The 24,039-nt window shown below is 29.7% G+C and carries 18 protein-coding genes and 3 tRNA genes; 10 read left to right on the top strand and 11 right to left on the bottom strand.

Features of this window, described 5'->3' with window-relative positions:
* Window positions 1-1,023: an Obg family GTPase CgtA gene (cgtA, locus tag LPC16_RS00005; protein ID WP_229637284.1), complete on the top strand. Its 1,023-nt coding sequence runs from the start codon at window positions 1-3 to the stop codon at window positions 1,021-1,023.
* 264 nt (window positions 1,024-1,287) lie between these two features.
* On the top strand, window positions 1,288-7,245 hold the full coding sequence (locus LPC16_RS00010) for a translocation/assembly module TamB domain-containing protein (RefSeq protein ID WP_229637285.1): 5,958 nt from the start codon (window positions 1,288-1,290) through the stop codon (window positions 7,243-7,245).
* 48 nt (window positions 7,246-7,293) lie between these two features.
* On the opposite strand, the gene LPC16_RS00015 is transcribed toward LPC16_RS00010, so the two are convergent.
* The 5 genes from LPC16_RS00015 to grxC all read right to left on the bottom strand — a co-directional run bounded on the left by LPC16_RS00015 (window position 7,294) and on the right by grxC (window position 10,112).
* On the bottom strand, window positions 7,294-7,860 hold the full coding sequence (locus tag LPC16_RS00015; protein WP_040054848.1) for a DUF2808 domain-containing protein: 567 nt from the start codon (window positions 7,858-7,860) through the stop codon (window positions 7,294-7,296).
* Between the two features lie 286 nt (window positions 7,861-8,146).
* Window positions 8,147-8,443 (bottom strand): DUF3593 domain-containing protein, encoded by a 297-nt coding sequence (locus LPC16_RS00020; RefSeq protein WP_229637286.1) that lies wholly within the window; start codon window positions 8,441-8,443, stop codon window positions 8,147-8,149.
* Between the two features lie 70 nt (window positions 8,444-8,513).
* Window positions 8,514-8,852 carry a DUF2499 domain-containing protein gene (locus tag LPC16_RS00025; protein WP_040054846.1) on the bottom strand — a complete coding sequence of 113 codons (339 nt, stop codon included), beginning with the start codon at window positions 8,850-8,852 and terminating at the stop codon, window positions 8,514-8,516.
* 31 nt (window positions 8,853-8,883) lie between these two features.
* On the bottom strand, window positions 8,884-9,843 hold the full coding sequence (gshB, locus tag LPC16_RS00030) for a glutathione synthase (RefSeq protein ID WP_229637287.1): 960 nt from the start codon (window positions 9,841-9,843) through the stop codon (window positions 8,884-8,886).
* Window positions 9,844-9,851: 8 nt separating this feature from the next.
* Window positions 9,852-10,112 (bottom strand): glutaredoxin 3, encoded by a 261-nt coding sequence (grxC, locus tag LPC16_RS00035; protein ID WP_229637737.1) that lies wholly within the window; start codon window positions 10,110-10,112, stop codon window positions 9,852-9,854.
* Window positions 10,113-10,484: 372 nt separating this feature from the next.
* Between grxC and LPC16_RS00040 the strand changes: the two genes are divergently transcribed.
* The 4 genes from LPC16_RS00040 (at window position 10,485) to petD (ending at window position 13,928) form a co-directional block, all read left to right on the top strand.
* The gene (locus LPC16_RS00040; RefSeq protein ID WP_229637288.1) at window positions 10,485-11,300 is read left to right on the top strand and encodes a 6-pyruvoyl trahydropterin synthase family protein; all 816 of its coding nucleotides are present in this window, start codon (window positions 10,485-10,487) and stop codon (window positions 11,298-11,300) included.
* 296 nt (window positions 11,301-11,596) lie between these two features.
* Window positions 11,597-12,007 (top strand): CAAD domain-containing protein, encoded by a 411-nt coding sequence (locus tag LPC16_RS00045; protein WP_040054856.1) that lies wholly within the window; start codon window positions 11,597-11,599, stop codon window positions 12,005-12,007.
* Window positions 12,008-12,637: 630 nt separating this feature from the next.
* Window positions 12,638-13,306, top strand: a complete 669-nt coding sequence (petB, locus tag LPC16_RS00050) for a cytochrome b6 (protein WP_012954334.1) — start codon at window positions 12,638-12,640, stop codon at window positions 13,304-13,306.
* A gap of 139 nt (window positions 13,307-13,445) precedes the next feature.
* Complete coding sequence (gene petD / locus LPC16_RS00055) at window positions 13,446-13,928, top strand: cytochrome b6-f complex subunit IV (RefSeq protein WP_040054842.1); 483 nt, start codon at window positions 13,446-13,448, stop codon at window positions 13,926-13,928.
* Between the two features lie 1,354 nt (window positions 13,929-15,282).
* Here petD and cobA read toward each other — a convergent pair.
* Together cobA and queD are read right to left on the bottom strand one after the other, a co-directional pair.
* Window positions 15,283-16,794, bottom strand: coding sequence for a uroporphyrinogen-III C-methyltransferase (cobA, locus tag LPC16_RS00060; protein ID WP_229637289.1), 1,512 nt, complete (start codon window positions 16,792-16,794; stop codon window positions 15,283-15,285).
* A 130-nt stretch (window positions 16,795-16,924) separates the two neighbouring features.
* Window positions 16,925-17,320 (bottom strand): 6-carboxytetrahydropterin synthase QueD, encoded by a 396-nt coding sequence (gene queD / locus LPC16_RS00065; RefSeq protein ID WP_229637290.1) that lies wholly within the window; start codon window positions 17,318-17,320, stop codon window positions 16,925-16,927.
* Window positions 17,321-17,656: 336 nt separating this feature from the next.
* Here queD and LPC16_RS00070 point away from each other — a divergent pair.
* Both LPC16_RS00070 and LPC16_RS00075 read left to right on the top strand, forming a co-directional pair.
* Window positions 17,657-17,730 (top strand) — tRNA-Asp (locus LPC16_RS00070).
* A 67-nt stretch (window positions 17,731-17,797) separates the two neighbouring features.
* Window positions 17,798-17,870: transfer RNA gene (locus tag LPC16_RS00075), tRNA-Ala, on the top strand.
* Here LPC16_RS00075 and LPC16_RS00080 read toward each other — a convergent pair.
* Complete coding sequence (locus LPC16_RS00080; protein WP_229637291.1) at window positions 17,861-19,273, bottom strand: hemolysin family protein; 1,413 nt, start codon at window positions 19,271-19,273, stop codon at window positions 17,861-17,863. The genes LPC16_RS00075 and LPC16_RS00080 overlap by 10 nt on opposite strands.
* A 29-nt stretch (window positions 19,274-19,302) precedes the next feature.
* Entirely contained in the window at window positions 19,303-19,965 is a 663-nt protein-coding gene (locus tag LPC16_RS00085; protein ID WP_229637292.1) for a hypothetical protein, read from the bottom strand.
* Window positions 19,966-20,090: 125 nt separating this feature from the next.
* Here LPC16_RS00085 and LPC16_RS00090 point away from each other — a divergent pair.
* Window positions 20,091-20,163: transfer RNA gene (locus LPC16_RS00090), tRNA-Ile, on the top strand.
* Between the two features lie 228 nt (window positions 20,164-20,391).
* Here LPC16_RS00090 and rpiA read toward each other — a convergent pair.
* Complete coding sequence (gene rpiA / locus LPC16_RS00095) at window positions 20,392-21,093, bottom strand: ribose-5-phosphate isomerase RpiA (RefSeq protein ID WP_229637293.1); 702 nt, start codon at window positions 21,091-21,093, stop codon at window positions 20,392-20,394.
* Window positions 21,094-21,217: 124 nt separating this feature from the next.
* Entirely contained in the window at window positions 21,218-21,670 is a 453-nt protein-coding gene (locus LPC16_RS00100) for an RNA recognition motif domain-containing protein (RefSeq protein ID WP_229637294.1), read from the bottom strand.
* Window positions 21,671-22,644: 974 nt separating this feature from the next.
* Between LPC16_RS00100 and hemC the strand changes: the two genes are divergently transcribed.
* A complete protein-coding gene (gene hemC, locus LPC16_RS00105; RefSeq protein ID WP_229637295.1) occupies window positions 22,645-23,598 on the top strand; it encodes a hydroxymethylbilane synthase in 954 nt (317 codons plus the stop codon).
* Window positions 23,599-24,039 lie beyond the last annotated feature (441 nt).

Here is a 24,039-nt window from a genome sequence, read left to right on the forward strand (position 1 = left end):
ATGCAATTTATTGATCGAGCCGAAATTGAAGTGGAAGGAGGAACAGGAGGTGATGGTATCGTAGCATTTCGAAAAGAAAAATATGTTCCAGCAGGAGGACCTTCTGGAGGAAACGGAGGTAGGGGAGGTTCAGTTTATTTACAAGCTGTACAAAATTTACAGACTCTTCTCGATTTTCGTTATTCACATTCTTTTAAAGCTGATGATGGAAAAAGGGGAGGACCAAATAATTGCACAGGAGCAACAGGAAAAGATAATATTATTCAAGTTCCTTGCGGAAGCGTGATTTATGATCTCGAAACTGAAGAAATATTAGGAGATTTGACAACAGATAAACAAATCTTATGTGTTGCTCGAGGAGGAAAAGGAGGGTTTGGTAACAAACACTTTCTTAGTAATCAAAATCGATCTCCTGAAAATGCTTTACCTGGATTAGAAGGAGAACATAAAGTTCTAAGATTAGAATTAAAATTATTAGCAGAAGTTGGTATTATAGGGTTGCCTAATGCTGGAAAATCAACCCTTATATCTTCTTTATCTGCTGCTCGTCCAAAAGTTGCTGATTATCCCTTCACTACTCTGACTCCTAATTTAGGAGTAGTAAAAAAACCTTCAGGAGATGGAACGGTTTTTGCTGATATTCCAGGATTAATTGAAGGAGCTCATGAAGGTATTGGCTTAGGCTATGAATTTCTAAGGCATATTGAAAGGACTAGTTTATTACTTCACTTAATAGATATCAATGCCGAGGACCCTATTAACAATTATCAAATTATTCAAGATGAGTTAAAAGCTTATGGAAAAGGACTCAACGATCGTTTTCAAATTATAGCTTTAAACAAAATTGATGCTTGCAATCAACAAAATATTGATGCAATAGTAAAACAATTAAATCGATTAACCAGTGCACCAGTTTTCACTATTTCATCAGTTACGAAAATAGGAACCAAAGAACTATTACAAAACGTTTGGAACTATTTAGATTTAAGAAATAAAAGAAAAGAATCTTTTATTTCTTCTTAAAACATTACCAACAAGAGTTAAATTAAATGACATTAGTATTTACTATTTTTTTATAAAAAAATAGTAAATACTAATGCTTGCCGGAAAATATTTATCTTTTAGAACTCTTAAAATAATTAATTGTTAGATCAAATTTTAATATTAAAAATATTGAATATAATAAAATATGAAAAGCTACATAAAACAAACTATTAATCTAGAAGGAAATGAAGATAAATTGTGCTAAGTTAGTTTTTGTATTTACAATACCTCTGAGAAGTAATCATGGTTAAGACCTCTCCTGAGAAACTTTCAAAAGCGTCTAGACATCAAAAATTAACATCAAGATGGAGAAGACTAGTTAACTTTTTTAAAAAGCCTTTCGTCTTATTCTCTACAGGAGTAGTTATATCATTAGGAGTTTTGTTTTACAAAGGAACAAACTATTTTATATATCATGAATTATCATTTATCATCTCATCTAGGTTAAGTAAAATTCTAGAAAGAGATGTGAAAATTGGATTAATTGAAAGTTTTTCCATCAATTCTGTTCAGATTGGAAATTCATCTATTTCTGCAGCAGAAAATAGAGGAGACTATATTGATATTCAGAATGCTACTATTACTATAAACTTTTTTACTTTTCTAATAAAACAAACTTTAGATATTGATATTTTCCTTAACAATTCGAACTTTTATATTAGCCAAGATAAATATGGAAAATGGGCTGCACTGCCAGAGTTGAAACTACAAGGTAAATTGGATTTACCTATAAAGATCAAGACTAATCTTTATTTAAATAATGTTAATGTTTTTGTACTTCCTAATAAATTTGAAAATATAACAAAATTTGATGTTAATGGAGAATGGTCATATACATATAACTCAAATGATTATCAAAAAATAAATTATTTTATAAACATTAGCTCATTAGATAGTGAAATTAATATTGAAGGTCTTACTAATATAAAATCTTGGAAAACTAGAGCAAAAATAATAGTTAACAAACTTGTTTTAAATAAATTATTTGCTCTAGGCAATAATTTATCTACTCAGTTGAGTAACGGATTCCTAAATACAGACTTAAATTTTTCCTTACCTTCACTAAAAGAAATAGAAAAAACTAAAGGAGTAGGAAGAGTAGAAGTTACCAATTTTATATCAACAATTAAAAATTTAAAATCTCCAATAGATATATATCTAGGCCTTGAGGTTATTGGACAAACACTTAAGTTGAATAAAACTAAAATATTATTTGGAGATACCATAACAAAACTCGAAGGTTCTATTAATTTACAAAAAGGTTATGATATTCGTATTAATTCTAGCTATTCTCTAACTAATAAATTTTCAGATTTTCTTGTTAATGAATTACAACCAAAATTATATGGAAATATAAAGAGTGAAATACAATTAACTGGTAAGATTACAAATCCTATTTTTACAGGGATAATTAAGAATAGTGAACCACTATTAATTAAAAATAATTTTGTTAAAAATTTCCAAATTATATTTAAGGCTAGTTTAAACCAAATTAATCTCAAGCTTCTTCAAATTCAGACAATTGGAGGAGGAGATATTTTCGCAGCAGGAGTAGCCTATATAAATTTTTTTAGTTTAATAAACGGAAATAATTTTATAGATTGGCAAACAGCTCCTATGCTATTAGGCTTACAAATGAATCTTCCGGTTGAAAATATTTTAAGTTCTTATTATCAGTTGCCTAAAAACCTTATAGTTGGTGATTTAAAAATCCATGGAGAATTTAAGGGTAATATCGGAAAACCCCAGGGGAAAATTATATGGTTTTCTCCGTACATAATAAAAACCACAAAACAACAATTATCTGGACAAGGAATAATAAATTTTGACGGAGAAAATATTTCTCTCAAAGATACAGTACTTAATTCTGGTAAAGGAAATCTTCGGCTTGTAGGAATAGGCAATACAAAAAACAAAAAATGGAGCAGTCTAATTGTTGCAAATCAATTTTCTTTTGATCCACTGATACAATTATCTTGTACTTTAATTACATGCCCCAAAAATCTAACAATTCAACCTATAACTTTACGCAAAGGAACTATTAGATTAACAGGTCGATTAGATAATTTTATTATCAATAGTGTTGACAGTATAGAAAGGCTCCTATTAGTTATAGGAAATAGCAAAATATATATTAAAACAAAATTTTCCAAAAAATATATATCAGGAAATATTTTTCTTTCAGATCTACTACTCAACAAATATTTCTCTTTTTTACCTACCTCTTTGGAAATTAGTCAAAGCAATATAAATTTTAATGGTTCTCTTGTTAACTTATTTCAAAATAAAATTTCTGGTATTAGGGATTTTAACATTGGTGGAACTATTCAAACGTCTTTAGGGAATAATCCTTTAACTACTAATATACAAATTAGAAATGGTATCCTAACTTCTTTTACTAAAGCCAACTATCTTTTTTTTAATTCTCATATTCCTGTTCCTATTTTACCTAATCAATTACAAACTAACACTAGTAATATAACCATTACTGGCAATATAAAACCTTTCCTTTCTTCCTTCGGTACGAATCCGAATATTGATAGCTTTAGTGGAAGCGCTAACATAGAGTTTTTTTTAGATAATAACCCCATTAAGATTACAGGTAACTTAGATAAAGGCACTATACGTGGGGTAACACAAATTTCTAATTTTTCTCTAGATAATTTTCTTGCTGATTTATCTGTTTCGGACCATAAAGTTAAAGGACAAATAGCTATTTCAAGTAAACTATTACCCTTAATTAGAGAAAAGCCTGATCTTACTAGTACAGAAGCTAATATTAGTTTGCAATTAATAGCAGGAAAAGGAAGTGTAAATACGATAACTTATTTAAAAGATAATAAATGGAATTCTAAAATTAATGTATTTGAGTTTAATCCAATATTAATTTTGAATAACATCATTCCTAACACGCTAAAAACCAATATTATTAATTTGAACGCTCAAGCAATGTTATCTGGTGATATATCAAATTTATTTAACAAAAAAGAAAATTTACTAATCAAAGCTAAAAATATAATCATTCAATCCAAGAAATATAAACAATCTTTGAATGCGACTGGGGATATCTTTATTTCTAGCATATTTACAAAACCTGATATGGACGCTTATCTTTCCTTAGAAATAAACTCAATCTTTGACAAAATAGACTTAAATCAATTCTTTCCATCAGTTTCTTCTAAAATAAAGCTTCTCACCAAAGAATTACAGTTTAAAGGCAACGGAAGATTTAAAGGAACCTTAATTATAAAAAAATTGTTAACCGATATACTATCTGAAGGAAATCTTCAAGTACTAGGAGATTTAATTCTTCAAGATTTTGCTATCAATGAGCAAATCTTTGAACCTTTGCTAATAGGCAAAGTTAACATTCCTCTAGGGAAAAACATTTTTGTAGATTTAGAGGGCTCTGAAGATATTATTAAGATGTCTTTGCAACCATGTATTCAGTTAAAGTGTTCTTTACCATATCTCCCATCATTCTTTACATTGCTTCAAAAATTTGGTTCAGAAACATCAATAACTATACAGAGTAAATTAAAAAGAGACAATATATTTATTACTGTTAAAGATCTCCCACTTAACATTTTTAATATACTATCTAGTAAAAACTACAATATATCCAATTACACTTCAGGTTTATTAGATACGAAAATTGTTATAAATCCTTTTACTTTAGAGGGAAAAGGAAAACTTAAAATTAAAAATCCCAGTATCGACTTTATTGAAACACCACAGTTGGAAGCCAATATAGCTTATAAAAATAATATTATTAATTTGCAAAGTATTACTTTAGGCTTGAAAAAAAGTTTGTATCAAGCACAAGTATCAATCAATTTAATATCAGAAGATATTAGTGGTATGTTAAGTGTAAAAGAAGGTCAAGTAAAAGACTTATTTGCTACATTAAAGATTTTTAATATTGAACGTTTACTTGACTTATTTCAACTCAAACCTATTGATGACCAAGATATAACAGAAAAAATTCCCGAATCAATAGGTAATGCTGATGCTAATATTGCAGAACAAATTAATTTATTAGCTATTATTGATCAAGAGATACGTGATCTAGCCGATAAGAAAGAAAAATGGGGAGTTCCTACTGAACTTGATATTCGTGGACACTTTGATACAAATATTATTCTAGGAGGTAATTTACGTAATCCTAAATTGGATATCACATTAACAGGTAAAAATTGGGAATGGCATTCTCAAGAGCCATATCGTGATGTAATAAATCCCTTAGGTTTAATTATTCGACGCCAATCATTTATTCCTATTAACGAAGTGTTGATTAATGCCAAACTTGCAAATGACATTATAAATATTAATCCTGCTTTTATTCAAATTAATGGGACTAGTATTGGGCTAGATGGAAAGTTTTCTTTGCAAGAAATTGATGCCAATTGGCAGGTCAACTATTTTTCAATTGATACCATTAAAAACTTTATTAATCTTCCAATAAATGCCACAGGAGCATTGAATGCATCAGGTTCTATTGTTGGAAATACTTTTAACCCTCATCTCCAAGGTAAATTTGCCTTTGTAGACGCTGCATTTCAGGGACAGTCATTAAATTCAACTATTGAAGGGCAATTTAGTTATGAAAATTCACGATTTCAACTTTTGACTAATGAATCATCAATAATATTTACATCTGTTAATATTCCATTCATAAATTATGAAGAAAGTAATGAATTCGATATTAATATTCAATTAGATACAGAAGCACTTCAATTATTAAGCATCATCACAAATGAACAAGTCTTTTTAACTAGTGGAGAAGGTCAAATTAATGCACAAGCGACAGGTCAGTTAGATGCATCTCAGGGGTTGTTATTATCAGACTTAAGTATAGGAGGTTCCATCATTCTTAATGAAACAGTATTTCAGAGTAAGATGCTATCTCAACCATTAACTGTTAGTGGAAAAATTAAAATTAACAAACAAATTATTGATGTTAAGGAAATACAAGGTAACTTTGCTGATAGTACCTTGAAAATCAGTGGTATTTTGCCCTTGTTTCAACCACGAAAAAATTTAAAGAACCCTTTGATTATTTCAATTGACAAGGGAGAGATAAAGTTAGAAGAACTTTACAAAGGTATAGTAGATGGTGAATTGACAATAACAGGTGCAGCTATTCAACCAATTATTGGTGGTCAAATAAAACTAATTGATGGACAAATATTTTTACCAACAAAAATAGAGAATCAAGAGGAAACTGTTGCTCAAATTAATCAGTGGGTGAAAAGAAGATCGAGACAAAATAATACAAACAATCAATTTATTTCTTTTATTCCTGAATTACAAGATTTGCAACTAAGCCTAGAAAATTTATTTATCGAAGTTTTACCTTTATTTAGATTTGATTTTGGTGGTGACGTTATGCTTAGTGGATCTTTAACAGACTTTACTTCAGTAAGGCCGGAAGGAGAAATTACTATCAATAAAGGCTTAGTTAATTTTTTAGATACTCGCTTTTTCGTCGAGCGAAGAAAAGATAATAAAATTGTTTTTGTTCCAGAGAAAGGATTATTAAATCCTAGCTTAGATATCGCAATGAGAGCTATCGTTTCAGAAGTTCCTGATACATCTAGAAACTTTCGTACAGGTGATACTACTGAAATTCCTGATGATAGTTTAAGTAAAGTACAAAGAATTGATATCGATTTATCTCTTGATGGCCCTCTATCTCAGCTAATCCCAAATCTAGGAAAGGATATAAATCAAGTTTGTCAAATAAATAATTTACTTAAGCCGATTCAAAATACTACTCATCTATCTGAAAGAGATCTAGAAACTGCTAGTATCTGTCTACAAGCTATCACGACAAAAGGAGCAGTAGGAGAGCAATTATTAAGCAATCCTGTTATTAATTTAACAAGCAATCCACCACGATCTCAAGGAGAAATTGTTCGTTTATTAGGAGAACATTTTTTGGTTTTGGCCGAAGAATTACAAAATCAAAATACAGAGCAATTATTACAATTTGGAATTGTTCAATTAGCCTTGCCGATGGTATTTCAAAGTTTTATTTATGATTTAGAATCATCTGTAAATGAGGTCATTAATAGTGCAGATTTTCGACTTGTTCCTTTTTTGGAAACTATATATGAGGTTGAAAATAAGGGTTATGTACGTTTTTCTTATGATTATGCTCTTAATGGATTTCGCATCAAGTACGAAAAGCGCTTCTAAAGAAATTTACTTGTTTCAAAGTTTTAAAAGCGCTGCTTATAATAATATTTAGGTGCGAGAAAAAGAAACTATCCAAGTACCAACATAGACTCTAAGTGGAATTTGTCCAGATGTTAAAATATCACAAATAAAATAATAAGTACCAGAACTAGGATTTTTAAGATTCGAAAATACAAGTTCAACTGAACTTCCTGCTTCAAGATCTTTCTCTAGATCAATTTCCAGTACACGACTTTCTCTATCCCAATAAATTTCTCTAATTGGAATAGACTTGCCATCAACACGAACATTTACTGACTTTGTATTAAATTTACCATCAAACTTTGGATCTTTAAGATAAGATACAAAGAATTTACTAACACCTTGAGTTAATTTTTTTTTTGGCACACGTAATCTCATACGTTCACCATAAAATTTAGGACGCCCATTAAAATCAAGCTTATATTCTAAAATGTCACTACGATTTTCTATACCACTAAAAATAACTAATCCCGAATTTCCATTAGCCATAGAAAGATTCGGAAATAAAGTAAACAAACATCCAGATAAAGCTAAAGATGCTAATACTTTAGAATGTTTGAAAATTTCTATTGTTAAAGTTTTTACTGTTTTCATATGGAACTTATTGGATAAGTATTTCTTTTTAGTACAGGATAGCATTACATTAATTAATCATGATGTAATAATAAAATGACTAATAGATTTTTCTTGAATTAATTATCATTAGTTAAGTTAAGAAATTTTTCTTTTTACGTAATCAAGCTTAAATTTTCTGTTATTTAGATAAGCTTGAAAGAAACATATTCAATATAAGAACATAAATATATTTATTAATTATGTATAAAAAGAAAGGTTAAATAGCTTTAAATTTGATTGTTAAAATAAACAAGAGTAATGATTTCTACTTTTGTTTACTTCTATATTTAATTATTTCTTCATAAAATCCAAAAACAACTAAAGTATTGGACAATGTGAGAAATAATTCAGCTCCTCCATGTAGCCAGTCAATATTAGCTAATTCTTCTTTATATACCATTTTTGCGAAAATACCAGAGGGAACCGTTATAGCAACAAAAATTAATAAACAATAAAAACCGATTAATGCTAACCTTGGAGTTTCTTTTACATATGTTAAAAACCACAAAAAACCAAGATATGGAAACAAAGATAATAAAAATAGTGTATCTGTAGATAGCATGATAAATTATCTGACTATTTAAAACTTAGTAAAATTAGAGTACATCGTATATTTATCATTGATAGATAAATTAACTTAATTTGCTTAATTCCGTATTAGGTTTAGCGATAGATTGAGAAGTAGAATGACGAAAAATATGTCTCCCAGCAAGGCATAAAGTACTATTACCTAATAAGGTTAATGTTGCTTGTATAGTTACCAACCAATCTAAAGATGGAAGATTGTCAAAAAAATGCCAAATACATGCGCATGCAGCACTAGCTAATGAAGGTAACATGGCAAATGAAAGTACCTTCCAATAGTTCCTTTTACTTACTTCTGCATAAGTCCATACAAGCCAGATAGCAATTATCCATTCAGTTACGCTGGCAATGTGAATCATCCATGTTGGAATTGAAAGTAAAGTCATAGTTCAAAGTCAATACATTAATTACAATTTTTTATTGAGATACTGCCCATTCAATGACTTCTTGGCCTAAATTTTTTTGATCAAGATTATTAATCTCCCTAATACCAGTGGGACTGGTAACATTTACTTCAGTAAGATAGCCACCTATCACATCAATTCCTACAAAATATAAACCATCTTGACGTAGTTTTTCTCCTAAAGTTTTACATATATTGTACTCTTGAGAATTAATTTTTGCCTTTTCAACTCTTCCTCCAACAGCCATATTACCTCTAAATTCTTTGCCAGTAGGTACTCTGTTTACTGCTCCTATAGGTTCACCATTCAATAAGATAATTCGTTTATCTCCATATCTTGCTTCAGGAAGGAACTGCTGTATCATTACGGGCTCTTGTCCCTGGTATGTACTAATTTCAATAATTGAATTCAGATTAGGATCCTTCAAATCTAAAATTAAAATTCCTTCTCCAGCTTTACCTCCTAAAGGTTTTAAAACAGCCATCTTATATGTATCTACAAAATTATGGATGGCTTCTTTATCTTTACTTACTATAGTTGCTGGCATAAACTGATGAAACTGTAAAGCATATATCTTTTCATTAGCTTCTCTTAATCCTCTAGGTGAGTTAAGAACTAAGGTATTCATAGGATTAATCATATCTAAAATATATGTTGCATAGAGATAACGAATGTTAACAGGAGGATCTTTCCTCATAAAAACTACATTCATAGTATCTAAACATATTAATTCTATTGAGGATATCTCATACCAAGAATAATTTTTAAGTTTTTGTTTTTCTCTAAAAAACGTTGGATTAACCTTTATTTGGGACATCTTTGCCCAAGCTTTCCCTTTAATAATACTAAGTTTATTAATTTCGGTAATCCATACCTCATGTCCTAAATCTTGAGATGCCTCTATCATGGCGACAGTACTATCATGATTTGGTTCAAGTTTTGAAATAGGATCAATAATAAATGCTAACTTCATTAGTTTACCTACTCTGCTAATAACTTATCTAGATCTCCCGTTAACTCCATAGAATATAAATCATCACAACCTCCAATAAACTTATCATTAATAAAAATTTGAGGTAAGCTACTTTTTCCTTGAGTTCTTTTAGTCATTTGAGCCCTAGCAGTTTCATCCCCGTCAATACAGTACTCAATAAATTCTACTTTCTTTTGATCTAGTAGAGCCTTAGCCCGAATACAAAAAGGGCAAGAACTCCATGTATATATTTCTACGTTAGGCATTATGTGTACCAAAAATATTAGTAATATTGATAATTGTACTAGTTTATGACTATTTGCTACGCTAATAAGTCATAAAAAAATTTAAGTATAATAAACATTTTTATACTTTATTTAAGCTATTAAAATTGTAATTTTTTTTTGCTAAGTTAATAGCAAGAAAATTTAAGCTTGAATAATCAGAATACTAAGATAATCTTTAAAAATTAGACACCGTAATGTTATAACCTTTTTTGATAATTATGTCAGAATTATTATTTTCTATTAAGTTACAAAAATAATATATTTCAAATCATATCTAGTTTATATCCTAAGAAACAAGTTAAAACGATTTATACTAGATATGAGAAAGTTTACTAAATTTTTCTAACATTTACCATGAAATGTGTTATCAACCGTCGTGCTGAATTTAGTGCTAGTCATCGATACTATCTACCAGAATGGAGTATGACTAAAAATGAAGAACAATTTGGAGCTAATAGCTTTTTCCCAGGTCATGGGCATAATTACGTTTTGTTTGTTTCACTTGAAGGAGGAATAAATGAATATGGAATGATAGAAAATCTTTCTTTGATTAAAAAAATAATTAAACAGCAAATTACCGATCAATTTAACTATTCTTATTTAAATAATATATGCCAAGAATTTGGTGATGCTTTACCAACCACCGAAAATATTGCTAGGATAATCTGGGAACGTTTATATCCACATCTGCCAATTATCAATATTAAGTTGTTTGAGCATCCCAGATTATGGGCTGAATATCGAGGAAATAATATGCAAGCAACATTAACTACCCAAGTTCATTTTAGTGCAGCACACCGCTTAGCTCTTCCTAACCTTAGTTTAGAAGAAAATATAAAAATCTACGGGAAATGTGCTCGTGTTCATGGACATGGACACAATTACTTTCTTGATGTATCCGTAACTGGTAATATCGATGAACGTACTGGAATGATTGTTGATCTAGAAGATTTACAGAATATAGTTAATGATTATATTGTAGAACCATTTGACCATACTTTTCTTAATAAAGACGTTCCGTATTTTGTTCAAACTATTCCTACAGCTGAAAATATTGCTCTTTATATTGCTCAATTGCTAAAAGAACCAATTAAAAATTTAGGAGTTGTACTACATAAGGTTAAGTTAACTGAAAGTCCAAATAATTCCTGTGAAATTTACTGTTCCTAACTAATCGAGACACTATAGATTGAAATTGAAGAGGAACAAAAATTAACTATATTTCGTTAATTAATGTAACATTATCTCACTAAACACTAGAGAGTTAATAGATATTTGTCTAAATTATTTTGTAAGGTTTTAAAATCCAATAAAAATGTTTATTATTGTCTTGTCTGTACTTAAAAAGACCTACCCATTAGAGGTGTCTTACAACATAAGCACAGTCAGGCAATCTATTTTATAGTGTGATGTCTTTTGGCATTTACAATATTCACTTCTTAGATTTTGAAAAGGATAAAGCAGATATGGAATTCAATGTTCAAGAGCAAACAGACCCAAAAGACTTAAATACTGAAACAACAGGGAGTCTTACCCCATCCTTTTCACTAGGTAATCAACCCTGGCAGGAATGGTTAACTCCTATGATAGATATTTTTGCTAAGGTCCCCGAATATGTTGGGCATTTCTTTAGCGAGTACAAACAGCCACTAACTACCCTTGGTTTATTGATTCTATCTTTCATTAGTATCAAGATTATGATTGCTGTTTTAGGGGCTATTGATGATGTTCCTTTATTAGCTCCTTTATTACAAATAATTGGATTAGGCTATACACTTTGGTTTACTTGGCGTTATCTTTGGAAATCATCTAATAGGAAAGAGTTACTTTCCGAATTCGAAGCAGTAAAAAATCAAGTTTTTGGTAACAATATATAGTTTAATCGTTGCTATAGCTTCATAATTTTTCGAATCCCTCCGATTATAAGAATTCGGAGGATTCATCATAATTATTCTGCAAATAACTTCAATATTTCCTGAGATGTAATAAGCTATTAGTAAAATATCATGACTTAAGGAGAGTATTTAGTCTTCAATCTTGATATGAAATTATTATCATATTCTGACTCTTATAGGATAGAATTTTCAAAATGAAATTAATTTTTTTCTCTAAATACTGAAAAAATTAACTGATATAAAGGTTATCTAACTCAACGCTGTTTTCTAAAAAATTTCATAAAACTAACAAAATATCTTCAAGTTAGTTTTTTGTCTACGGTAGTAAATTATATTAAATAACAACTATAGAATTTATATATTTAATTTATATATTTAACTTTATAAAAAGATTAACACTATATATATTAGGTTTTCAGCTTTGACAAACTAAAAATTCTTTAACAATAATGTAAATTATATTGGAGTGAAGGCAATGATTATGTTAAATTTCTTAATAAGACATTGTGTCTGCTAAAGTTTAAATCTTAGCTAGAATACTTAAGAGACAGCACAGTGAATCACTCAAACGCCAATTATCTATCTTCTATTTGATAACGGATTATAGTTTCAATGTTCTCTAAACAAGTTACAGATTCTAAAATTTATCAATGGTTTAATGATCGTTTAGAAATACAAGCTATTTCTGATGATATTACTACCAAATATGTTCCACCCCACGTTAATATTTTTTATTGTCTTGGTGGAATTACTTTAGTTTGCTTCATCATCCAGTTTGCTACTGGTTTTGCAATGACCTTCTACTATAAGCCTAGTGTTGCTGAAGCATTTAACTCAGTCCAATACATCATGAATGAGGTTAACTTTGGATGGTTGATCCGTTCTATCCATCGTTGGTCAGCCAGTATGATGGTTTTAATGATGATATTGCATGTTTTCAGAGTATATCTCACAGGTGGATTTAAAAAACCTCGTGAATTAACTTGGATAACAGGAGTTACTATGGCTGTACTTACAGTTTCTTTTGGAGTAACAGGTTATTCTTTACCTTGGGATCAAGTTGGTTACTGGGCAGTGAAAATTGTTTCTGGTGTACCAGCAGCTATTCCAGTAGTAGGAGACTCATTGGTAGAACTATTAAGAGGAGGACAGAGTGTAGGACAAGCAACACTTACTCGTTTCTATAGTTTACACACCTTTGTTTTCCCTTGGTTGATTGCAGTATTTATGTTAGCTCACTTTTTAATGATTCGTAAACAAGGAATTTCTGGTCCTTTGTAATTCTAAGTCTAAAAATGTTAATTAGAAACAATTAACTACCAAGAAGTTTTAGATGATTTAATTCTGATTGTTAATATTCAGAAGAAAGTATTACTAATCCATTAATCCATTATTCATACTAATAAGGAGAATTAATTAAATGGCCATCGAGAAAAAGCCAGATTTAAGCAATCCTAAATTGCGTGCTAAGCTAGCCCAAGGAATGGGACATAATTATTACGGAGAGCCAGCTTGGCCAAATGATTTACTTTATATTTTTCCAGTAGTAATCTTCGGAACTATTGGTTTGATAAGCGGTTTAGCCGTTCTTGATCCAGCTTTAGTTGGAGAACCAGCCAACCCGTTTGCTACACCTTTAGAAATACTACCTGAATGGTATTTATATCCTGTTTTTCAGATTTTAAGGATCCTTCCTAGCAAACTATTAGGAATTGCTTGTCAAGCAGCTATTCCTTTAGGTTTAATGCTCATTCCTTTTATTGAAAGCGTAAATAAGTTTCAAAATCCTTTCCGACGTCCTGTAGCTTCTACTGTATTCCTTTTTGGAACAGCTATAGCATTATGGTTAGGTATAGGTGCAACCTTTCCTATCGATAAATCTTTAACTCTAGGATTGTTTTAAAGTAAACTAAGTTTTAATTTAAGCTTCAAGTTTTTTACAAGCCGAATATTCCTAAACTTTTAAAATCAGGAATACTCGGCTTAATATTTTATTTATAACTAAAAATTCATGTCTAATTTTCTAATTTACGGAAGTAGAAATCATTTCGATATATCGTACATGATTAAAGTAGAATATGTTAGTAAATTTCATGAATCTATAATTGCTATTCAGAATATAAATTTTCTTGTCAAAAAAAAGTTTTTTTAAATTTTAACGATGCACGAAAACCCGCTTTGATAGAAAATATTAAGTAACTATATTTACTATTCAAAAGAAAATGTTATAGTCGCCGGTTATGATATTCACAAAAATCTTTTAGAAATGTATAGAAGCAATTTTTATTCTAAGATTAAATTCGCTATGGAGTTTTGCAATCTTAAAATTCAGGCTAACTTTGCTTTTTAGGTATTTTTCTAACTGCACGATTTGTTGAACATATCTGTTTTACTAAATTTGAAAAATACCAACTAGTCATACATAACTTATATGAAAACAACTTAAATGCAACAAATAACGAAAAACAAAACTATCTTTCAGTTTCTTTTTGTACCAGGCCTTATTTTGAATATTGCCGGTTTAATAGCCGTTATGGCCACTCAAGAATGGACCATACTATATCTAATTATATTTAGTTGTGGAAATATGTTTTTATTTGCATGGATTTTTTTTCATATAACTTATATAAAAAATCTCTCAAAAAGGAATTGCAATATGGATTGATTTCATAATCTTTACTTCTCTAATATTAATAATATTAAGCTTATTTAATTAAGCTGTTATCTATTAACTATGAAATTGTAATTTAACAGAAAATAAATTCTATATCTTATCTAAAAAAAACTTGTTAAAAGTCTAAAATATCCCATTAAAATTTATATTTTTGAATATGAATTTAATGCTCAGGATAAACATTAAAAGTTCAATTATTATTTTGAGTTTAAATTAATCTCAACATTTAAGATAAAATCATTAAAGAGTTAAATATTCAATCGCTGTATAAAAAACAAAGGTAACTTATTAGTGCAGTAGTAATACCTTTTTTAATTTTTTATTCAGTCTAAAGTGGAATAAGGTATTTATCATCTTAGATAACATAAAAAAGTAATATGATTTAGATAGAAATTTCAACTTTGCAAAAATTAGATCAGATTATATGAAAAAAATATAATTTAATTTTAAACTAAGATTCAAAGAGAAGTTACTATAAAAAGAAAGCACTTATTGAAAACTAGAATTGTAGTAAATATAAAAAGATATAAAAACATAGATCAATTAATATTCTTATGTTTTGGGTAAAATTATACAATCTTTATTAAGAGAAATAATCAATTAATTGATGGGTTAAACCTTCTAATGTATATTCTTTTGCTTCAATATCAACTCTACCAAATAAATCATTACAAGTTTTTGAAGTTTGAGGCCCAATAGATGCTAAGTAAACATTGTCTAATTTAGATAGAATATTTTTTTCTTCATTATTAAGAGATATCTTTTTTAATAAGTCATGAAAATGTCTAACGGTTTTAGAACTAGTAAAAGTAATTACATCAGCTTGTTTATTCTCTAATATTTCCCATATTTCACTATTAATATTTTTAGGACATATTGATTGATAAGCAGCAACTTCAGTAATACTAGCTCCCCTTTTAATAAACTCTTTTAATAAAATATCTCTTCCTCCTGTCTCTACTCGAGGAAATAAAAATTTCTTACCATCTATATTCTCTGGAAAATTTTCAATTAATGAATCAGCAATGAAATTAGGAGGTATAAAATCAGGTTTCAAATAAAAATTTTTTAAGTAATCAGATGTTTTCCTACCAACAACAGCAATTTTAATATTGTTTAGAATACGAATATCTTTTCCTAATTCCTGTAATCTTTCAATAAAAAACTTTACTCCGTTTGCTGAAGTTAAAATTAACCAGTCGAAAGATGATAGTTGTTGAATTGCCATATCTAACTTATTCCAAGAAGAAGGTGGCACAATCTCTAAGACAGGAAGTGTAATAATATTCGCTCCTGCTTCTTGCAACTGGAATTTGAATTGACCAGAAGACTCATGAGAACGAGTAATTACTACTGTTTTATCTGCCAGAGGAAGGTTGAAGGATGATGACATATTTCTTGCTTTTACGACTTCTCCAATTACAATAACAGCTGGAGATGAATAATTATCTGGAATTTGATTGACTATGGTTCTTAATGTGCCTGTAATTGTCATTTGCCTCGAACTTCCACAATTATAAATGATTGCGATGGATTCATTTGAAGGCCTATTATTAATTATTAAATTATTAATAATTTTACTAAGATTTTTCATTCCCATGAGAATTATTAATGTGTCGTTTTTAGCCAATGTTTCCCAATTCAATACACCTAAATTATGTCCTGTCAAAATAGTAAAACATTGACTAAGTTTTTTATTAGTAATTGGAATTCCAGCTAATATAGGAGCTGCTAATGCGGAAGAAATACCAGGAATTACTTCATACTTACAATCAGTTTGTATTAAAGCATGTATTTCTTCGGCAAGACGTCCAAAAACCGAAGGGTCACCGCCTTTTAGTCTTACTATTTGTTTTCCTGATAAACAATGATTTACTAATAGATTATTAATATATTTTTGATGGGTACTTAGTTTCCCTCCACGTTTCCCAACATAAATTTTTAGACAGTTAATTGGTAATAATTCTAGTAAACTTGAATCAATTAAAGTATCATATACTACCACTTCTGCATGAGATAGTAAGTAATATCCTCTAAGAGTCAAGTAAGATATATTAAATACTCCTGAGCCTACAAAAAATACTTTGCCTGCCATATTGTAATAAACAACGTTTAAAAAATTAAATTTATTGGATAGGTATTAGAAATTAATTTTATTATTATTTTTATGGTGAGTAAATAAATTAATTTCTAAAAGCTTTTTAAAATATCACCATATCAAGTTCTCATTGGTTAATACTTTTAGTGTATCTAGCACCAGATGTACACGTCTCCCTGACTTCTACCATTTCTAATCCAGGAAGTCCTTCCTTTTCAAGTTTTTCAAAAATCCATTTTGCAACAGCTTCACTTGTTGGGTTTTCGAGGCCTGTAGTTTCATTAAGATAGTAGTGATCTAAAAAATTTTCCAGAATAGGATTAATATAGTTATTAATATCATTGAAATCCATAACCATGCCTTGTTGTGAACCTGTTCTATACAAACTATCTTTAGTGATATAAACTCTTCCTACCCAGCTATGTCCATGAAGACGAGAGCATTTACCTTTATGATGAGGTAATATGTGTGCTGCTTCAAAACGAAACTCTTTATATATTGTCCAACTATGACTTATACTCATAATAAAATTCTAAAGCAATAGGTACATTAAGTTATTTAATAAATTAAATATTTTATTTCTAATAAATATTTAACTAATCACAATTTGAATATATCATGCTAAACAATTGTTAATTACCTCAATCAGTGAAACATAAGAAAAATTAAGTATATAATTTATTTATATATTGGTATTCTATTTTGTGCCTGCTTTCACTGATGGTTTTAGTTTAATAACTAGTTTTAATTTTTACTAATAAACTCAGAAATTCTAATATTTTTCTATATATTAGAATTTTTTCTATTTTAGCTTGACAATACATACAAAAACAAGTATATTAGTTTATGGATAAAAATTGGGACTGTAGTTCAACTGGTTAGAGCACCGCCCTGTCACGGCGGAAGTTGCGGGTTCGAATCCCGTCAGTCCCGTTACAAGAAGTACCCAAAAAGCATATGTATTAATGCTTTTTACTAATGTATTTTTTCAAAATAAAATGGGGAATTAGCTCAGTTGGTAGAGTGCTGCGATCGCACCGCAGAGGCCAGGAGTTCGAATCTCCTATTCTCCATCATAACTGCTTTGTATCTCTAGATCATCACAATTTTCTGAACTGCTTACATTTTTAGCTAAAAGATCGTAATTAATAGAAGATTGTCTTTGAATATGAATTTGTCTTAGTCGTGGACCTTCAGACTTAACGACAGTAAACAACAAATTATCATACTTTAATGTTTCTCCTTGTATAGGAATTTTTTGCCACTGATATGATAAAAATCCTCCTAAAGTCTGATATTCATCTATCAAAGGTAAGTTAAGCCCTAACACATTATTGAGTTCTTCTAAATTTAATTGAGCCTCTATTAAAAAATTATTTTCATCAATTATTTTCAATATCTCTTTTTTCTCAGTTATATCTTCTGAATCGTTACCTAAAATTTCTTCAATTACATCTTGTATTGTAATTAGTCCAGACGTTCCTCCAAATTCATCTACTATGATTACCATTTTCAGCTGTGACCTTTGCATCAAAGATAATAACTCATCAAGAGGCATTGATTCTGAAACAAATTTCACTGGTTTGGCCCAGTCACAAAGAAAAGAATTTGAACTTAATTCTCCTTTTGCTAAAGGCTCAGCCAAGTCTTTAAAATCTATAATGCCTAAAATATCATCAAGAGAATCACCTTTGATTGGATAACGAGAATGTCCAGTTGTAGTTACTTCTTCTAATAATTCCTCAAAAGTAGTGGTTTCAGAAACAGCAATTAATTGAGTACGAGGAACCATCACCTCCATTGTTGTAACTGTACCAAATTCAAAAATATTTTTAAGTAAAGCTCTCTCCTGAGCCTCTAAGCCTGTTGATTCTCCTTCTGTAGATATGATGAGTTGCAATTCTTCAGGAGTAACCTGACTATATCTTTCCTCTCCTGTATATCTAATTCCTATACTACGTAATAAAAAGCGTGTTGATTGATTTAAAATCCAAATAAAAGGATTAAAGATCTGAGATATAACTCTAATTGAAGGTCCTAAAAATCTAGCTAACTGTTCAGAATATAATAAGGATAGTGACTTAGGGCATAATTCTCCCAAAATAATTTGCAAGTAAGCTAAAAATAGAAAAGCAAAAGGTATAGCAATACTATGAGACAAACTTATACTTATAAATCTGGGAAATGGCAATTTTGTTAACACTTCTATTATTAACTGAGCCATAACACTTTCTCCAACCCATCCTAAGGCTAAGCTAGAAAGTGTTATACCTAGTTGTGTTGTCGATAGCAAACGATCAAGGCTACGCTGTAAAGATTGAACTGTTTGTGCTTGAATATCTCCAGCTTTAACTAATTGACTAATTCTTGATCTCCTAACCGAAACCATTGAAAATTCTGCTGTAACAAAAAATGCATTGATAACTATAAGCAAGAAAACTGATAAAACCCTTATTAAAATATCTGAAGTTGACATATCTCAAATGTGATAATTAATAACAATTATCAGATCACAGGAATATTATTTATATTGAACTTGAGCTTTCTATCAGGATAATTGGTTAATTTTAAAGATAGAGTTGTACTTCCCTTAACAGAGAAGTTCGGAATTCTTATTTCTCCACTAAAAACATTACTCTTAGGTGGTAAAACATCTGGAAGGCCTCTTATGATTGCTCCAAGAGAATACCTCTGATCATCATGAATTTCTAAAGAGCTATAAAGAAATTTAATCTCATCAGCTCCTCTATTCTGTAAATTAATTTTTAAAAGCATTGTTTCTCCATCATTTAAAGCTTCTTTTATTTCTAAAATCACCTCTTGATCTACAACCTGCAAAGGTAAACTTTGTGAAGTTTTATTATAAATATTCTGAATATTATCTTTTTGAAATTTATTTTTCTGAAAACTTACTAATTCTTTCTTTTGATTAGTATAGTCGTAGACTTTACTTAATACAGTTTTTTCATCCATAGGCTTAAACTTAGTAGGTTTAGTAAATGTATTAGAAGTATCTATCAGTTTTTTACTGGGATTAGTACTTAATTGATTTACTCCTTTAAGAGCTTGAGAACCTGCTTCATAAGAGAAATAAGCCCCTACTATACCGGTACCTAACATAAGCAGTGATAATAATACTGTAAGCTTCACAGTTGAATTTGTTTTCATCGTGTTGATTACATAATACAAAATTTTTCTTGATTATAATAATTTAGTGGAATACTGACGCAAATATTTCTATCTATTCATTATTGCGCTATAATGTACTAACTTGAAATAGATTCAAGCTAATTCCAGGGTTGGCCGAGCGGTTGAGGCAACGAACTCATAATTCGTGCAAGGCAGGTTCAACTCCTGCACCCTGGATTCAAAATTATCCTATTCAGATAATAGTAAAGTAAATATATTTAAGTTTTATCTTTCTTAAAAACTTAAAGTACCCCCATGCCTATTTTGCTTAACTATCACCAAGCTCTCTTCTTAATTTCCTCCTAACAAGTAATTATTGTATTAAACAAATTAGATTGAGCGCAATAGTCGTCATAAAAGTGAGCTCGGAATTAAGTTTTTCAATGGGATCGCGAGATTATACTTTTAAAATTCTCTTACTACAGGAATATTGTCAACAATTTCACCTATTAAAATTAAATTTGCCACACCAACGAATAGGCCATTGTCTAGAACACCTGGAATATTATTAATTATTGTTTCTAAACTCTTTGGATCATCGATATAGTCAAATTTAGTATCGATGATTAAATTACCTTGATCTGTAACGATTGGTCCAGCTTTTCTAATACCCATTCGTAAATCAGGGTTACCTCCAAGTTCTTTCAGTTTCTCCATTACTGGGGTAAGAGCCTTGGGGATTACTTCAACCGGTACTGGAACAGTAGAACCTAGCGAATCTACTATTTTGTTACCATCAACTACTACAATAAACTTTTTGGCAAGACTATCAACAATTTTTTCTTGAGTGTGGGCAGCACCACCACCCTTAATAAGATTTTTCCTCGGATCAACCTCGTCTGCACCATCAATAGCAATATCGATATGGTCTACCATATCTAAAGTACTGAGGGGAATATTATATTTTTTAGCTAAAACTTCTGCTTGAAATGATGTCGTAATACCTATAATGTTTTTCAAACTGCCAGATTGCAAACGTTTCCCAATATGCTCTATGGCATAAGCAGTCGTAGATCCTGTACCTAAACCTATAATGGAATTAGACTCAATATATTCAGCAGCAGCTTTCCCTACTTGCTGTTTCATAATTACTATTGGATCAGTCATCTATTAACTCCTTTGAAGTTGATTAAATTCTACTATTGAATTTCTTAAATTCAATAAACGATAGGGGATGAGGCAGCCTTTAGCTCATAAATCCATCCCTTATTTATCATTTATCTATTACTCTCTAACTTTTGGAAGATGTTGCTAACATTTGTTTCAGTTGAGTTAATTGTTCTGCCCAACGAGGATCAGGCTGAAAACCTTCATTTCCAGAATTTCCATTTGATGATTGAGTTCGATTATCACGCTTTTTATTGGTACTTTTTTTAGCTTTGTTAGGCATAGGCTTACTATCAGTACTTTCATCTGAAGACTCTTTTCCTTTAGCCCTAGGAAGAGCTTTTTCGATCTTAAGTGGGTTTTCCATAAAAGATTGACCATTATATTTTTCAATAAACGCATCAGCTAATTCATCTGTAAGAACAGTGACGAACGCAAAGCCTCGACATTTTCCTGTTTTACGTTCTTTAATAACTTTGATCGATATGGTGTCACCAGCATCGACAAATAGTTCTTCCAGAGTTTGGCGTTCAATATTTTCTTTAGGTAAATTACCTACATATAAGCGAATAGACATTTTAGGATGTACCTCCAGTAATTGAGTTGATAAAATTTTTAGTTAACTCTCATTTTAAGAGTTATATATTTCAGCCTTAAGCAGATTAGGAAAATAGTTTCTTCATAATCTTTCATGCTATTAATAAGACTTGATTTTGTTATGTGGACCTGTTCTCTTCAAAACTAATTTTCCTTTAGTAAAGTTAATATATCCAAATAGATTACCAAAATCTGATTTCATTTCATTTACTAACAAATGTAGATAAAACAGATACTACTTTTCTAGATTATTACAGATTGTATAGACGATTCGCCAAATAATTCAAAAAAAATAAAAAAAGTTCTAAATGATTTTCAATTTTTCTGAATTTGATGGCAAGTAATATTTTTTAGTAATTATTTTTCAACTGATCATTTAAGTTATTAATTATAATATCTTCAATTATTAATTACCGAATATATTTTCATTTTTATATAAAGATTTCTGAAATTCATATTAGTAGAATTTATATATATACATTTGACTTTTACTGATTTTTGATAAGACTTTATAAAAATCAGGTCCTAAACAAAAGCTACATGGAGTAGATACAATGAAGCTTTTATTGTATAGTCTCATCGAAAAAGATAAACTTAGCATTCTTTTCTTGCAATTTATTTCAAGAATTACTCTCAACTATGGTGAGAAGTTGAAAAAAATGACATCTCATACCTTATTAAGATTTCGTAAATTTATTACTTTAAAAATTAACGAATAACTATACTGCATCTGTTGATTTTGTATTTAGAACCAGAAGTTATGGATTGTTAAATTAATGATATCTTATACAATTATTTATAGATCAGGTATCTATAAAGTTACTTATTCTTCTTTGTAAAGAAATATAAATTTTTTCTATGTGGTTACTTTTATCTATTAACTACAAACGAAGACTGCGATAACCTGTACTCATCTAATTTTTATACTTACATTTAAGTAATACCTTGTTTTCTATGGTTGTTTCTAATCGTTTAATTCGTATTGGTTCTCGAAAAAGTCAATTAGCATTGGTACAGACTTATTGGATAGAAGAGCAACTACGAAAGTATTATCCTAATTATGAGTTTCAAATAGAAACCATGAGTACACAAGGAGATAATATTTTAGATGTTGCCCTTGCAAAAATTGGAGATAAAGGACTATTTACAAAAGAGTTGGAAATAGCTATGCTGCAAAATCGAATAGATTTTGCAGTTCATTCACTAAAAGATCTTCCAACCAATTTGCCAGAAGGTTTAATACTAGGCTGTATAACAGAAAGAGAGAATCCTGCGGACGCTCTCGTAATTAATGAAAAATACAAAGCCAACAATTTATCTACTTTACCAGAAGGGTCAGTAATTGGGACATCATCCCTTAGACGCTTGGCTCAGCTTCGCTACCATTATCCCCATTTAATTTTCAAAGATATTCGTGGTAATGTTAATACCCGTCTGGCCAAACTAGATGCTGGAGACTATGACGCTATTGTTCTTGCCGTAGCAGGATTAAAACGTTTAAATATGGATAGCAGAATTCATCAAATTATTCCGGAAGATATTTCTTTACATGCTGTGGGACAAGGTGCTTTAGGTATAGAATGTAGAGCAAATGACTCTAAAACCTTAGAATTACTTAACGTTTTACAACATTCAGAAACCCATTACCGCTGTATAGGAGAACGTTCATTCTTAAGAGCATTAGAGGGAGGATGTCAAGTTCCTATCGGAGTTAGTACTAAAATAGAATGTAATATATTGACTTTAACTGGAATGGTAGCAAGTCTGGATGGAAAAACTATGCTAAAAGATACTGTTTCCGGTCATATAGAACAAGCAGAAAATCTAGGATATCAGTTGTCTGTCTCTCTGCGTAATGCAGGTGCAACAGAAATTTTAGAAAAAATATTTGCTGAAATTAGGCCCTAATATAACTTTTTGATTTATTAAGAACAGCTGCGATGATCTCAATACTGTTTTTAGTAAATCAAAAAATTATCTTTATTGATATAGAAACTTTATGTTCTTTTTATTAATCAGAATATATTCTATGAAGGCTATTTATAAATTCTTATATATTCTTGTAAATTTGTATTTGTTATTATTCAAAATAAACAATACTTACTTAAATGATTTTTCAGTATAAATATAAGAAAATTAAAGCTTTTTCCGAATATTACTTGCAGAGAAGAATACTAGCAAGTACACCAAGTATAAAGCAGTAGCTTAGTGATAATAAGTCAACAAGAATAACTCTATTGCTCTAAAATCAATTTATATCTTTATGCTACGATAAACCAGGAATAAGTAGTCTCTATAATTGAGAAACTAGTAAATATAAGAGCTTTCTCGAAGAGATTATGATCATTA

This window comes from cyanobacterium endosymbiont of Braarudosphaera bigelowii (assembly GCF_020885515.1).
Lineage (GTDB): Bacteria > Cyanobacteriota > Cyanobacteriia > Cyanobacteriales > Microcystaceae > Atelocyanobacterium > Atelocyanobacterium thalassa_A.

Bases quoted from the DNA above. Each gene is read 5' to 3' on its own strand.
- cgtA (WP_229637284.1), top strand. From the start codon at position 1: ATGCAATTTATTGATCGAGCCGAAATTGAAGTGGAAGGAGGAACAGGA.
- LPC16_RS00045 (WP_040054856.1), top strand. From the start codon at position 11,597: ATGGAATTCAATGTTCAAGAGCAAACAGACCCAAAAGACTTAAATACT.
- hemC (WP_229637295.1), top strand. From the start codon at position 22,645: ATGGTTGTTTCTAATCGTTTAATTCGTATTGGTTCTCGAAAAAGTCAA.
- petB (WP_012954334.1), top strand. From the start codon at position 12,638: ATGTTCTCTAAACAAGTTACAGATTCTAAAATTTATCAATGGTTTAAT.
- gshB (WP_229637287.1), bottom strand. From the start codon at position 9,843: ATGAAGTTAGCATTTATTATTGATCCTATTTCAAAACTTGAACCAAAT.
- LPC16_RS00015 (WP_040054848.1), bottom strand. From the start codon at position 7,860: ATGAAAACAGTAAAAACTTTAACAATAGAAATTTTCAAACATTCTAAA.
- LPC16_RS00085 (WP_229637292.1), bottom strand. From the start codon at position 19,965: ATGAAAACAAATTCAACTGTGAAGCTTACAGTATTATTATCACTGCTT.
- petD (WP_040054842.1), top strand. From the start codon at position 13,446: ATGGCCATCGAGAAAAAGCCAGATTTAAGCAATCCTAAATTGCGTGCT.
- LPC16_RS00040 (WP_229637288.1), top strand. From the start codon at position 10,485: ATGAAATGTGTTATCAACCGTCGTGCTGAATTTAGTGCTAGTCATCGA.
- LPC16_RS00100 (WP_229637294.1), bottom strand. From the start codon at position 21,670: ATGTCTATTCGCTTATATGTAGGTAATTTACCTAAAGAAAATATTGAA.
- queD (WP_229637290.1), bottom strand. From the start codon at position 17,320: ATGAGTATAAGTCATAGTTGGACAATATATAAAGAGTTTCGTTTTGAA.
- LPC16_RS00010 (WP_229637285.1), top strand. From the start codon at position 1,288: ATGGTTAAGACCTCTCCTGAGAAACTTTCAAAAGCGTCTAGACATCAA.
- LPC16_RS00025 (WP_040054846.1), bottom strand. From the start codon at position 8,852: ATGACTTTACTTTCAATTCCAACATGGATGATTCACATTGCCAGCGTA.
- LPC16_RS00020 (WP_229637286.1), bottom strand. From the start codon at position 8,443: ATGCTATCTACAGATACACTATTTTTATTATCTTTGTTTCCATATCTT.
- LPC16_RS00080 (WP_229637291.1), bottom strand. From the start codon at position 19,273: ATGTCAACTTCAGATATTTTAATAAGGGTTTTATCAGTTTTCTTGCTT.
- rpiA (WP_229637293.1), bottom strand. From the start codon at position 21,093: ATGACTGATCCAATAGTAATTATGAAACAGCAAGTAGGGAAAGCTGCT.
- cobA (WP_229637289.1), bottom strand. From the start codon at position 16,794: ATGGCAGGCAAAGTATTTTTTGTAGGCTCAGGAGTATTTAATATATCT.